Here is a 13,403-nt window from a genome sequence, read left to right on the forward strand (position 1 = left end):
CATACCGAGATGCACTGTAAAGAGCAACTACTGCTCCACTGTGCCCTCTGTTTCCTGAAACTCAATACCGAAAGTATCCTTCTCAAATTTACGCCAGTCAAAAACCTTTTCAACCGCAGCTATGGCCACCTCTATTTCACTGTCATCAGGCTCCTTGGTGGTGAGTCCCTGCATCCACATTCCGGGGATAAAAAGAAGTCTGGTAAAAGCATTATCATACATGCCCACTATGCGAAGTACCTCATAGCTTATACCTGCGATCACAGGAATAAGCACCAGACGGCTTGCAAGCTTAAGCCAGATATCGTCAAAACGTATCACCATAAAAAGCAGTATGGAAATAAGCATAACATACACTATAAAGCTGGTTCCGCAGCGCTTATGCTCCTTGCTTGAAGCTGCAACATTCCTTACAGTCAGGGGCAGACCATGCTCAACACAATTTATGCATTTGTGCTCCGCACCATGATACTGAAAGGTCCGTGCTATGTCCGGTGTGCGGGAAACTATCTTTATATAGATAACAAACAGTGTAACTCTTATGATTCCCTCGATGAATCCGAGAAGTGATTCATGGGGCAGGAACGGCTTCAGAAAGCTTGCCACCCATGCCGGAAGCAATACAAAAAGCGCCATGGCAAGCGCAAAAGAAAAGAACATCACTATACCGGTGATAACCGGTTCAAGTTTTTCTCCAAAGGTATCATCAAGCCATTTTTCCAGCTTCCCGGGCTCTTTATCTGCATCCTCAGGATCATCCTCAATAAAGCTTGCGCTGTAATTCAGACACCTGGTTCCCAGTATCATGGAATCCACAAAGGAAAAGATTCCTCTTATAAAAGGCGCTTTGCAGATAGGATACTTGTCTGTCATGGAAATATAGGTATCCTCCATGACCTCTATGGTCCCGTCAGGCTTACGGACTCCAACCGAATACCTGGCACCGTTTCTCATCATCATACCTTCCAGAACCGCCTGACCGCCTATACCACTGTATACCTGTCCCTGACGCTTCTCCGATAAGCTGCATCCTGAAGCTGTGCCACCATTCTCTGTATTTATCTTTTCTGTCATATATTCTGCCTTTATTTTATCTTCTATATTCATCTTCTGATTTGAAGTCATAATTGTAGTCTTTTTCATGGCAATTAGTGTATACGAAATACTTCGCTTATTCAATAAATCTAATGTGAATAATTTGTTAAGCTTTGTACCGGTGCTCTTTTGGGATTTTTCAAAGAAAAAAGAGCACATGCATCGCACGTACTCTTTCAATCCCGATTTTTATCAGACGACCGCTGTAAAACGAGCCTGTCCACTTATCAGTTAAGACCGAACTTCTTGTTGAACTTATCGATCTGACCTGCAGCGTTAGCTGACTTCTCCTTGCCTGTATAGAATGAATGGCAAGCTGAGCAAACTTCTACGTGGATCTCTGGCTTTGTTGAGCCTGTTACGAATGTGTTACCACAGTTACATGTAACTGTTGCCTGATAATACTTTGGATGAATATCCTGTCTCATTTTGTACCTCTTTCTACATGGTTTCCAACCATATAAAGTCGCATATCTCTCCTGAAGAAAAGCTATGCTTAGATTTTAAGTAAAGCTTTATCAAGTTATCACAAATAGAATTTATTTGCAATACCTTTTTTTAAAGTGTATTTAATATGTCTCTATTTAAACAGGATGCCTGATACTCAAAGCTTAGTATGTACATCTTTTATCACTTTACTGAGGTCTGTTTATCTTTATAGCAAGCCTTGAATTCGGGTTTTGCTGACGTAAAACAGGCTTACCGTTTACTATGAACTGGCAAACTTCTTCATTATTTGAGGTCTTATCAAAGAGATTGATGACCTCTTCCACAGCTCCCGTCTTTTCATCATAGGTTCTCTTGTGAATAATATCCACAGCACTTCTTTCAAGTTCGGTAAGAAGAAGATCATCTCTTCTGGTTCCCGACTTAACGATATCGATAGCAGGGAATATGCGTCGTTCCTGAAGCTCTCTGTTGAGAACCAGCTCCATGTTGCCCGTACCCTTGAACTCCTCATATATTACATCATCCATACGTGAGCCCGTGTCCACCAATGCTGTTGCAAGGATAGTCAGAGAACCACCCTCACGCATATTTCTTGCTGCACCGAAAAATCTCTTGGGCATATGAAGAGCCGCAGGATCCAAACCTCCGGAAAGAGTTCTTCCCGAAGCAGGAACTACCAGATTGTATGCTCTTGCCAGTCTGGTCATGGAATCAAGAAGTATGGTAACATCCTCTCCCTGCTCTACCAGACGCTTAGCTCTTTCTATGGTCATCTCGGCAACCCGCTTATGATGTGAAGGTTCCTCATCGAAGGTTGAGTAAATAACTGTTACAAGTCCGCCCTCTACCTCTTCCTTCATGTCCGTAACTTCCTCCGGACGCTCATCAATAAGCAGTATCAAAAGATGCATATTAGGCTCATTCTTAACTATAGCTTTTGCCACCTGCTTGAGAAGGGTGGTTTTACCGGCCTTGGGAGGTGATACTATCATACCTCTCTGTCCTTTACCAATAGGCGCAAGAAGATCCAGAAGTCTCAAAGCTGTTGGGGCCTTTTCTCCCTCTACCTCAAGTTTTATGCGATGATCCGGAAAAACCGGGGTGAGATGATCAAAGTTCTTTCTCTGCCCAAGGGCACTGAGAGGCTTACCGTTTACTGTTTCGATATATGAAAGGGCGCCAAAACGCTCATTAGGATTCTTACTTCTGTAAAGACCTTTGATAACATCTCCGGTCTTAAGCCTGTATCTCTTAATGATAGCGGGATTTACATATACATCGCTGTCTCCGGGAAGGAAATTGGCAGATCTTGTGAATCCAAAACCATCCGGCATAACTTCAAGTATACCGCCGCAGGGATTTCCTGTGGGAGCCTTCTGAGTCTCATTATCAAGCTCGTCTGTTTTCTCATTCTCAGCAGCCTTGGCAATCTCTGCATCTCTTTTTGCCATATCCTCGTCTGTACGATCAGCTGCTTCCTTTTCGATACGTCGTATATCTTTATTCTGAATATCCTGCCTGAAGGCAGAAACATTATCCTTTTGAGCATATTCCTGTGCAAAGCCTGCATCGGTTCTGTCATATCTCACTTCACGTTCAACAGTTTCAGAGCTTCTGTCCTGTCTGCCGTAACGTTCCTGCCTGTTCACACCATCTGGTCTTTGTACATGATCATTGTTCCTTACAGGCTTTACGCCATGTATTCCTCTTCTGTTCACAACGATGGACTTGCGGTGAAGATTAGCTCTGTTATCCTGTACTCTGTCAGCTGCCGTCTCCAGCGCTTCATCGCTTCTTTGAGAATCATTCTTTGAAGTATATGAAGACTCAACTTCAGGCGCAGCTTCTGGAGAATCCCCGGTGATATTCTCTTCCTTTGCTTCCACGAAGGATTCTTGAATCTCAGCAGCAGGAGTATTCTGAGATTCTATAGCGGCAACTTCTGTCTTATCATCCGAAGGCTCTGAATTCTCTGCCGTTTTTTCTGTTTTTTTTCTGACTGAGGTTCTTTTTCGAACTGTACTTTTAGTCTCAGGCTTTTCTTCGGCTATCTCCGAAGCCATCAAAGTACCCGGGTTCTCTGCCTTAGTCTCCGATTCAGCTGCCTTTTTTGTGGTACGACGGGTCACCGTACGCTTCTTTGGCTTCTCCTCAGCCCCGGCATCCTGCTGAGTATCAACGCTCTCAGAAGCCCCCGCTGTATCACTTTTTTTAGCTGCAGCTCTTCCTCGAGGCTTTCTTACAGAAGTTTTTTCATCCCCCTCCGAAGACGCCTCTTTTTTGACCGCCTTTGCCCTTGTTTTTTTCACAACAGGCTTCTCGTCAGCTGTCATTTTCTCATCTTTTTCGTCTGCCATGTAACCTCCTTGAAGCGGCACAATTCACATACTGCATTTACTTACGAACGCGTATTATGTTATTTCAATATACTTTTTTACTTTATATAAATTGGAAAAAACTCTGGAAACCAAGACTGAATTTTCTGGAAATTTTAATTAAGTATTAAGTAAGTATAACAACAAGCTTCTTGTAACGCAAGTTTCATTTTGTTATACTTATCGCAAATTATGGCTAAAAATATAAGTAATGGAAGGTAATTATGGCAAGAAATTATTCAGATAGACGCGCCTCACGTTATGCAGCTCACAGCACCCAGGTAAAGCCAAAACCGGCTACAGCACATTCAGGTATTTTTCGTTTTCTGGTAGGATTTTTGATCCCCTATGTCCTTATAAACGGTCTTATACTTCTTTTTGTTATTCAGACACCATCTATAGAAGCCTCAGAACCGGATACTAAGGATTACCAGAACGCAGAGGTATCATTTAAGGTTTCCTCTCTTATCCCACTTAAATCCGTCACCGCAACCATTGAAGGACAGGATGTTCCTTTAGAGAAGAGTGGTTCCACATATAAATGCACCCTCACAAATAACGGAAATCTGAACATAACTGCGGTAGCAATCAACAGCATGACCAGATCCTCCAACATTCAGATAAACCTTCTTGATGAAGCAAACCCGTTAATTGATGAGGATTCAGTTGTTCTCGGAGCAGGCTACCTTGAGTTTGAAGTTTCAGACACACAGTCCGGAGTTGATTGGGATTCTATTTATGCTGTTGACAGTCTCGGAAATAATTTAAAACCTACAGATGTCAACAAAACCACAGGAAGAGTAACATTCTCCATGGCAGCGGATTCCATAACTGTTTATGTAAGTGACCTGGCAAAGAACCAGGCTCAGGCCAACTTCGCAGTAAACTGATCCTCAACTGATACAGAATCCTGTATGATTCTTAATTTGGCAATGACAGTAAAAGCCAGAGGCAGCGGCCTCTGGCTTTTCTTTTTATCTGTTTACAGTTTCAGCTCAATCATGATCCTGTTCTTTATCTGCACTTGAATCCGGAGCTGCACCGGGCTTATCTTCTTTTTCTTCATCCTGCACCGTGTCCGTTACAGCCTCCGGCTTCGGACAAGGCTTAGGGAGGGCCTTCTGATAACGGCCGTAAACCCCTACTATCTCCGCGATTGATCCCTTTATACTGTCTGTAAACGCCCCTTCCTTCATCCTCCACATCCAGTTATTACCGGATGTTCCCGGAAAGTTAATGCGTCCCTCAGAACCATGTCCAAGATAATCAGCCGCCGGAACGATAACCGTATCGGAAATTGTACTCATAGCCAGTCTGATAAGAAGCTCCGGCATGGCTTTCCAGTCATTAACAGATCTGCTCATATACTTGTATATATATTCCCTCTGCCAGTCAGGAAGAACATCGAACCAGTGACGAAGGGTATCATTATCATGGGTTCCCGTATAATAAATACAGTTAGTTGTCACAAGACTATTCGGGAGGAAAGCATTCTCAGGTCCCGAATCCCAGGCAAACTGAAGAACTTTCATACCGGGGAATCCAACTTTATCCATAAGCTCCCTTACTTCATCTGTTATGATTCCCAGATCCTCCGCGATTATGGGCAGTTTTTTTGTACCATAATGCTCATACATGGCATCAAAAAGACTCATTCCCGGTCCTTTAACCCACTCACCGTTTTCTGCAGTCTTATCTCCGAAAGGAATGGAATAATATGATTCAAATCCTCTGAAATGATCAACACGTAAGATATCAAACATTTCAAAACAGTAATCCATACGGTCAAGCCACCACTTGTACCCGGTTTTTTCATGCATATCCCAGTCATAAAGCGGATTTCCCCAAAGCTGACCGGTCGCAGAAAAGAGATCTGGCGGAACTCCCGCAACCTTCTTGGGTTCTCCGTCACTGGTATACTGGAACAGTTCCCGATGAGCCCAGACATCACTTGAATCAGGCGCACAATATATAGGGATATCTCCGACGATTTCTATTCCTCTGATTTTTGCATATTCATGAACCTTACCCCACTGCTTCATGAACTGATACTGCAGAAAAGCATAAAAGCCTATCTCTTCTTTATGAGTCTTTCTGAAGAGTTCCAGCTCCTTTGCATCGCAGTTTCTGAATTTCCTGGGCCACACATCCCAGCTGGCTCCCTTAAAGCTGTCCTTAATTGCCATAAAAACACAGTATTCAACAGTTTCAGGTCTCAATTTTTCATACAGCCCGGAAACATCACCGCCCTGCTTAAGATAATGTTCAAATGCCAGCTTCAGTGCCTTTGTCTTACTGATATACAATTTTCCATAATTAACTTTATATGGACTGTCTCCCTGAATATCCTCAGGATTTCCGCCATATTGATCCGGAACCCTGCCATCCCCAAAATCAAATTCCTCCAGTTCCTCCACAGACAAAAGTCCTTCCTTAACAAGTAACTGAAGATCAATAAAATACGGATTACCCGCAAAGGCAGAAAAGGACTGATACGGAGAGTCCCCGAATCCGGTAGGTCCCATAGGAAGAACCTGCCATATCTTATTACCCGTATCGCACAGCATATCAATAAACTTATATGCTTCCTCACCCAGTGTTCCTATACCGTATTTTCCCGGAAGAGAAAATACCGGCATCAGCATTCCCGCTTTCTTCATACCATATACTCCAAATATCAGCCTGATATAAAGACCCATAAGTCCGGAATCTCCGAAATCATGGGTCTGTGTCATAAACCAAAATAACAATACGCTTATGTTTTTCCCCGAAGATTATTTCGACATAAGTTCATATATTTATTAAATAAGTTTCAGCCTTTTCTGCGGCGTGCTGCTCCGGAAGCTTTCTTTGGGGCCTTCGGCGCTACAGGCTTTCTGGTACTCACCTTACTTTCAGCCTTTGTTTTCTCCTCAGTCTTCTTTACTGCAGCAGATTTTGCAGCAGATTTTGCAGCAGATTTTCCCACTGTCTTTTTTACAGCAGTCCTTGAAGTACTTCTCTTTGGGGCCGGCTTCTCCTCTGGCTCTTCACATGGTGTGAGCTGATAGATTGTTGTTGACATGGATGGGATGTCAATGTCTATCGCATAGTCCCTCTCATCCCATGAAACCTTCTTTGCCGGAATCTTTGTACGCTTCACCATACCGAATCCGCCGTATTTCTCATCATCTGTGGAAATAAGTGCTTTTGCGTTGCACATAAACGGTACTCCGACCCTGAACTTAGGATGTGCGATATTGTCAAAGTTGGTAACCACAAGTATGGTCTCCTCGGGCTTATCTGTCTTTCGTATGAACATCACCATGGACAGGTCACTGTAGCTGCAGTTGATCCATTCAAATCCATCCGGATAATAGTCAAGCTGCCAGAGAGCAGGATGCTCCTTATAGATGGAATTAAGATCCCTGACATAATCCTGAAGTTCCTTATGTACAGGATATTCCAGAAGATTCCATTCCAGCTCCTGATTCTCCGACCACTCATCGTACTGACCGAAATCCTGTCCCATGAAGAGAAGCTTCTTTCCAGGATGTGTCCAGAAATAACCGTATGCTGTACGCAGGTTACGGGACTTTTCTTCAAATGTGTGTCCCGGCATCTTACCGAGAAGTGAACGCTTTCCGTGAACCACCTCATCATGTGAGAACACAAGCATGAAGTCCTCTGAATAATTGTATATCATGGAGAAAGTAAGCTGATTGTAGCTTCCCTTTCTGAAGAACGGATCTGTCTGCATATAGCCGAGGAAATCATTCATCCAGCCCATATTCCACTTAATGTCAAATCCGAGACCGTCATCCTTGACAGAACCTGTTATATTCGGCCATGCTGTTGACTCCTCTGCAATAAGAAGTGTTCCCGGGAACATCTTATGGAACTGTGAATTAAGATGCTTAAGGAACTCTACAGAATCAAGATTCTCATTTCCTCCATACATGTTTCTCGGAGCTCCCTGTCCCTGACGTCCATAGTCAAGATAAAGCATGGAAGCCACCGCATCCATACGGAGTCCGTCTGCATGATACTTGTCCGCCCAGTACATGGCGCTTCCTATAAGGAAGTTTGAAACCTCATTCTTACGGTAGTTAAATGTCAAAGTTCCCCAATGAGGATGGCTTGCAAGTACAGGGTCAGGATTCTCATAAAGTCCTGTTCCGTCAAACTGTGCAAGTCCCCATGAATCTCTCGGGAAGTGTGCAGGTACCCAGTCAAGGATAACTCCTATTCCCTCATTATGCATATAGTTCATAAAGTACATGAAGTCTTCAGGTGAACCATAACGGCTGGTAGGTGCATAGTAGCCTGATACCTGATAGCCCCAGCTTGCATCAAGAGGATGCTCCATGATAGGCATAAGTTCAACATGCGTATATCCCTGCTTCTTTACATAACTCGCAAGCTTCCTGGCAAGATCCCGATAGTTATAGAACTCTGATCCGTCAACGGAAGTTCCGTCTTCATTGACAAGAGACTGCTTCCTTGCAAAAGAACCAAGGTGAACCTCATAAACACTCATGGGACTTTCTTTGATGCCGGAAGTCTTTATTTCTTTCTTCTTATCCTCCCACTCCTTATCGGTCCACTGGAACTTGTCAAGATCAGCAACCACTGAAGCATTGTTAGGACGCATCTCCATGGCATTGGCATAAGGATCGGTTTTAAGGAAAGGCTCCTTGTGACGGCACTTGATCTCATACTTATAAACAGTTCCCGGTGTGAGCTTGGGAATGAAAATCTCAAATATTCCGGAGCCTCCCAGACTCTGCATCATATTTCTTCTTCCATCCCAGAGGTTGAAATCACCTACTACGGAAACACGCTCTGCATTTGGTGCCCATACTGAAAAAACAACGCCGCTGACTCCGTCTATGGTTATAGGATGCGCACCCATCTTGTTGTAGATGTCATACCATATTCCCGCCTGGTATTTCTTTATATCTTCATCAGTATAAATAGATGCAAATGAATACGGATCCTCTGATTCTGTGGTTGTGTCATTATCATAAGTTATGAGATAAGAGAACTTGGGAAGCTCTTTTTCCCACTTCTTTTTCATAGGAATGAGTACAGCAAAAAAACCGTTTTCATCCGCAAGCTCCATCTGATAAACCTTGTCACCTTGGATCTTAACTTCTATATCCTTAGCTGTCGGTATGAATGTCTGAATCAGAAGCCCCTCCGGAATAACATGAGCTCCAAGAATACTCTTTGGATCACCGGTCTCCGCATAAGTTACATCCTCAACATCTGCCCAGTTCATCACATCATATAATTTTTCGGTCATAAGTTCCTCCTTAGTGTCCTGTCACGGTAGCTTAATCTTTGCTTTTGTCCGTTTTCACGATCTCTTCAGTATTTTTTATTAATGATGCCTCTGCATCAGATTTAATCTTTGCTTCAGTGTCTGCCTTTCCTTTATTACCTCGCACTGCTCTCCGGCGCTTAGGTCTGTATGACTTATCCTTTACAGCCTTAAGAACCACTATGGATCTGGGCTCAACGATACGTTCATACACATCAAGTTCCTTTTCCTGTCCTTCCGGATACATGCCGTTTTCTTCATCCAGAGCAGTGTCAATGACCACTGCCCACTTCTTTCCTACCGGAGGGTGGGCCAGAAGAAAATCATGCTTCTCCCAGTGGAAGTTATAAAGGACCATAAAAGTATCATCCTCAGCATATTCACCGGCATACATGACTCCCAGCTGACGTCTGAAATTTTCCATCTCCGGTCTCCAGGCATTTTCACCATGGAAGCTGAGATCCGGAATACCAACAGATCTGTAGTCAAGCTGCCTGAGAGCCTGAGGCTGATGAAATACCTTATGCTTCTTTCGGAATGCTATTATTCTTTTGGCAAAATCAAAAAACTCTTTATTCTTTTCCTGAAGATGCCAGTCCATCCAGTTCAGTGTATTATCATGACAATAGGCATTATTATTTCCCTGTCTTGTCTGACCGCACTCATCTCCTGAATTAATAAGCGGCGTTCCCTGGCTGAGCATAAGAAGAAGATAGGCATTTCTCCACATCTTCCTCCTCAGAGCCTTTACAGACTTTTTACGGCTGGGTCCCTCTTCACCGCAATTCCAGGAATAATTCTGATTGGTTCCGTCCCGGTTATCCTCATGATTCTCTTCATTATGCTTTCTGTCGTAGGAAAGGGAATCCAAAAGACTCATGCCGGAAACATTGGCCATGTACTGTATGTTGGCCCTGTCTGCAGGATTGTTCCTGATCCTGTTCATAAGGGTTCCCAGCATACTCTCGTCCCCCTTAAGGACACGGCGCATATCATTCTGGAAACCATCATTGTAATCCGCCAGGTATCTCGGGGCATAATGTCTGTAGGTACCACCGTACCGGTCTCCCTGCTGCATCTGCCCCTCCCAGCTGTCCGCCCAGATCTTAAACCTGCTCAGATAAGGATCTCTGGCGATAACGCTGTAGGGTGCGGAGCCTATCATGTGAATGCCGTCAACATGATAATTGATACGCCAGTAACGCATAACTGTTGTGATATAGTCGGGAAGAGTCTCGTAGGTGAAATACAGATCAACTATAATCTCTATATTGTTCCTATGCAGTTCATATACTAATTTTCTGAATTCATTTCTTGGATTTTTGTGATCCGAGGTGAAACTGGATTTCGGCGCCAGCTGCATGGCATCCTTTGTGAATCCCCAGTAGTTTATACGTCCCGTTGGCCGAAGCTCTGTCTTATACGGATTTTGACCTCCGTATTCCGGAAGCATTACTTCATTAAATTCGTAGGGAGGCATAAGTTCCACCGCAGTTATCCCCAAAGAAACGAGGTAAGGGATCTTCTCGATGATGCCCTGAAAGGTTCCTCTCACATCTTTATTCAATCCGGAAGAACTGTGGGCTGTAAAACCACGTACATGAAGACGGTAAACTATAGTCTCGTCATAAGCTGTGTCGAGAGGTCTGTCCTTAAGCCACTCTGCACTCTGTTCCGGTACCGCTACAGCCTCTGCCACCGGGGTTTTCAGTATCCTGGTTCCGTCCTTTAGATAACCAAATTTTTTTCTTCCTTCAAAAACCGTTCCGTTGGGGTCTGTGAAGACCTGCCCGTCTGCCTCATAGCAATAGCTGAACCCGGAGATATCATCCGCTACTTCCAGCCTCCAGACATCTCCTATTCGTTCATAAGGATCAAACGCTATCTGACGTACTTTTTTATTACCTTCATACAGGTTCAGATACAGCTGTTCTGTTTCAACAACTGCTTCAAATACATATATATTATTTTCTTTTTTTAATCCAAACATTCTGCCCCCGTTTCTGTCTCCCAATGGTGCATCTGAGGGATAGGATAAATCAACTTTTGTATATAATTGGTCTAAGTATAACATAAATACACAAAAACCGTTACATCCTATTGGGAATGTAACGGTCAAAAATGCTTAAATCAACATTTTGATTTTGATGATTATGTTCAATTTATACAGTTTTCACTTCTTTTTTCCATCTCTTTACAGATCAATGTCCAGCTCTATAGGACAGTGGTCCGATCCGAATATCTCCTGATGAATTCCGACATCCTTTATCTTATCCTTTATCCTATCGGATACAACAAAATAGTCTATACGCCAGCCTACATTTCTTTCTCTTGCCTTCATTCGGTAGGACCACCAGCTGTACTCATCCCTTGCGTCAGGATGAAGCATACGGAAGCTGTCAACAAAACCTGCATCAAGGAGTCTTGAGAACTTTGCGCGCTCTTCATCAGTGAATCCGGCATTATGATGATTTGTCGCAGGATTTTTAATGTCAATTTCCTCGTGTGCAACATTGAGATCTCCGCAGTAGATGACCGGCTTTTTCTTATCAAGTTCGCTGATATAGTTTCTCCAGGCATCCTCCCACTCCATTCTGTAAGGAAGTCTCTTGAGTTCTCCCTGGGAATTGGGAACATAAACAGTGAGAACATAATATTCCGGGAATTCCACTGTTATAACACGCCCTTCAGTATCATGCTCAGGAATCCCCATGCCATAAGTCACATTCAGGGGTTCTCCTTTGGTAAAAAGCGCCGTTCCGGAATATCCCTTCTTCTCCGCATAGTTCCAGAACTGATGATACCCGGGAAGCTCAAGCTCTATCTGTCCTGCCTGGAGCTTCGTTTCCTGCAGACAGAATATATCGGCATCAAGTTTCTGAAACTCCTCCATAAAGTTCTTTCCCATAACGGCACGAAGGCCGTTAACATTCCAGGAAATCATTTTTTTCATATAAACTCCAATCCGTGTGAAGCAGCCACAGGCAGATTCACACTTTTTTAAGCGTTAATTTTTAATATTTATTAAACCTATGATTATTAGTATTCTATCATATCCCCATCTTGTGTTACACTCAATATACATAGAGAAATGGTAGTATATTATGCATACTGGAATCAGTTGACATATTATCAGTCTTATTGTTCCTCATTAGCATGGATGTTATAATCTGAATATAAATACTGAATGAACTCAAGAATCCCCAAACAGCAAAATGAAACATTAAAGGAGGCCTTCACTTTGAAATGCGATAAGATATACACAATCGAAGAATTGAAGAACTTATTAGCTCCTGTGTTCGAAAACTATAATGTTAAACGTGCAATTCTTTTTGGGTCATACAGTAAAGGAGTTGCCACTTCTAAAAGTGATGTTGATATATTAGTAGACAGCGGATTAAAAGGACTTCGTTTTGTTGGTTTGATAAGTGATATAAAATCCTCATTAGACAACAAAGAAGTGGATGTTTTTGATGTGAGCCATGTGAATCCCGGATCTTTGGTAGAAAGAGAAATAAACCGTACTGGGGTAGAAATATATGCGAAATGACTTGATTGTCGTTAAAATGATAGAGAATATAAAAAAGCTTCAAAATTACACAAAGGATGTCGACTATAAAAGTTTTAGTGATAATGAGATGTTGGTTGAAGCGTGTGTTTTTAATCTTAGTCAGCTCGGAGAGACTGCTAATAAAATAGATCCGGAATTTGAGACTGCCAATCCCCAAATACCCTGGCGCCAGATATATGGGCTTCGAAACAGAATAATACACGATTATGAAGGAATTAATCTAAAGCTGATATGGGAAATTATTGAAGATGATCTTCCTGAGCTTTTAAAAGAATTAGATAAATTATAGACTCAAACTTCCCACACCCAAAAGGTGTGATGCACCTTGAAAACTCTATACATTAGACAAATAAAAAGGCATAGGTCACTTTCAAATAAGGTATAATGAATTTACCACAAAACATTTACCAAGAAAGGACTTACGCCATATGCATATCTTACCACAAGGACAGCACTCAGAGGAAGAAATTAATTGCTCAGTTTCGGATTTTATTTCAACCTTTAAGGTAGGTAACTTACTCCGTAAATGCAATGCCGAAAAGCAAAAGGGAATCCCTGTAATAAATATCTTTCGGTATAAGCTTGTAAATGTTTTTTCAAGAAGCAG

10 protein-coding genes are annotated in these 13,403 nt (G+C 42.7%); 3 read left to right on the forward strand and 7 right to left on the reverse strand.

Annotation, left to right across the window (positions count from 1 at the left end; translation table 11 throughout):
• Positions 1 to 27: 27 nt before the first annotated feature.
• The 3 genes from T515_RS13300 to rho all read right to left on the reverse strand — a co-directional run bounded on the left by T515_RS13300 (position 28) and on the right by rho (position 3,263).
• Positions 28 to 1,074, reverse strand: a complete 1,047-nt coding sequence (locus tag T515_RS13300) for a DUF1385 domain-containing protein (protein ID WP_081832832.1) — start codon at positions 1,072 to 1,074, stop codon at positions 28 to 30.
• A gap of 248 nt (positions 1,075 to 1,322) precedes the next feature.
• Positions 1,323 to 1,523 (reverse strand): 50S ribosomal protein L31, encoded by a 201-nt coding sequence (gene rpmE / locus T515_RS13305; protein ID WP_036612136.1) that lies wholly within the window; start codon positions 1,521 to 1,523, stop codon positions 1,323 to 1,325.
• A gap of 207 nt (positions 1,524 to 1,730) precedes the next feature.
• The gene (gene rho, locus T515_RS13310; RefSeq protein WP_442950153.1) at positions 1,731 to 3,263 is read right to left on the reverse strand and encodes a transcription termination factor Rho; all 1,533 of its coding nucleotides are present in this window, start codon (positions 3,261 to 3,263) and stop codon (positions 1,731 to 1,733) included.
• An 881-nt stretch (positions 3,264 to 4,144) separates the two neighbouring features.
• On the opposite strand from rho, the gene T515_RS13315 reads away from it, so the two are divergent.
• Positions 4,145 to 4,810, forward strand: a complete 666-nt coding sequence (locus T515_RS13315; RefSeq protein WP_051671738.1) for a hypothetical protein — start codon at positions 4,145 to 4,147, stop codon at positions 4,808 to 4,810.
• Positions 4,811 to 4,915: 105 nt separating this feature from the next.
• On the opposite strand, the gene malQ is transcribed toward T515_RS13315, so the two are convergent.
• The 4 genes from malQ to T515_RS13335 all read right to left on the reverse strand — a co-directional run bounded on the left by malQ (position 4,916) and on the right by T515_RS13335 (position 12,178).
• Positions 4,916 to 6,580, reverse strand: a complete 1,665-nt coding sequence (gene malQ / locus T515_RS13320; protein WP_036612174.1) for a 4-alpha-glucanotransferase — start codon at positions 6,578 to 6,580, stop codon at positions 4,916 to 4,918.
• A gap of 152 nt (positions 6,581 to 6,732) precedes the next feature.
• Complete coding sequence (gene glgB / locus T515_RS13325) at positions 6,733 to 9,207, reverse strand: 1,4-alpha-glucan branching protein GlgB (RefSeq protein WP_036612139.1); 2,475 nt, start codon at positions 9,205 to 9,207, stop codon at positions 6,733 to 6,735.
• 31 nt (positions 9,208 to 9,238) lie between these two features.
• The gene (locus tag T515_RS13330; protein ID WP_051671739.1) at positions 9,239 to 11,215 is read right to left on the reverse strand and encodes an alpha-amylase family glycosyl hydrolase; all 1,977 of its coding nucleotides are present in this window, start codon (positions 11,213 to 11,215) and stop codon (positions 9,239 to 9,241) included.
• Between the two features lie 204 nt (positions 11,216 to 11,419).
• Positions 11,420 to 12,178, reverse strand: a complete 759-nt coding sequence (locus T515_RS13335; protein WP_036612141.1) for an exodeoxyribonuclease III — start codon at positions 12,176 to 12,178, stop codon at positions 11,420 to 11,422.
• Between the two features lie 288 nt (positions 12,179 to 12,466).
• Here T515_RS13335 and T515_RS13340 point away from each other — a divergent pair, with 288 nt between their 5' ends.
• Together T515_RS13340 and T515_RS13345 are read left to right on the forward strand one after the other, a co-directional pair.
• Entirely contained in the window at positions 12,467 to 12,775 is a 309-nt protein-coding gene (locus T515_RS13340) for a nucleotidyltransferase family protein (RefSeq protein ID WP_036612143.1), read from the forward strand.
• Positions 12,765 to 13,085 (forward strand): HepT-like ribonuclease domain-containing protein, encoded by a 321-nt coding sequence (locus T515_RS13345; protein ID WP_036612145.1) that lies wholly within the window; start codon positions 12,765 to 12,767, stop codon positions 13,083 to 13,085. The genes T515_RS13340 and T515_RS13345 overlap by 11 nt, the downstream gene beginning before the upstream one ends.
• The last annotated feature ends 318 nt before the right edge of the window (positions 13,086 to 13,403 follow it).

This window comes from Oribacterium sp. P6A1 (genome assembly GCF_000702885.1).
Taxonomy (GTDB): domain Bacteria; phylum Bacillota; class Clostridia; order Lachnospirales; family Lachnospiraceae; genus Oribacterium.

What these genes read in the sequence shown, in the direction of transcription:
- T515_RS13300 (WP_081832832.1), bottom strand. Translation starts at nt 1,074, where the DNA reads ATGACAGAAAAGATAAATACAGAGAATGGTGGCACAGCTTCAGGATGC.
- rpmE (WP_036612136.1), bottom strand. Translation starts at nt 1,523, where the DNA reads ATGAGACAGGATATTCATCCAAAGTATTATCAGGCAACAGTTACATGT.
- T515_RS13315 (WP_051671738.1), top strand. Translation starts at nt 4,145, where the DNA reads ATGGCAAGAAATTATTCAGATAGACGCGCCTCACGTTATGCAGCTCAC.
- malQ (WP_036612174.1), bottom strand. Translation starts at nt 6,580, where the DNA reads ATGAAGAAAGCGGGAATGCTGATGCCGGTATTTTCTCTTCCGGGAAAA.
- glgB (WP_036612139.1), bottom strand. Translation starts at nt 9,207, where the DNA reads ATGACCGAAAAATTATATGATGTGATGAACTGGGCAGATGTTGAGGAT.
- T515_RS13330 (WP_051671739.1), bottom strand. Translation starts at nt 11,215, where the DNA reads ATGTTTGGATTAAAAAAAGAAAATAATATATATGTATTTGAAGCAGTT.
- T515_RS13335 (WP_036612141.1), bottom strand. Translation starts at nt 12,178, where the DNA reads ATGAAAAAAATGATTTCCTGGAATGTTAACGGCCTTCGTGCCGTTATG.
- T515_RS13345 (WP_036612145.1), top strand. Translation starts at nt 12,765, where the DNA reads ATGCGAAATGACTTGATTGTCGTTAAAATGATAGAGAATATAAAAAAG.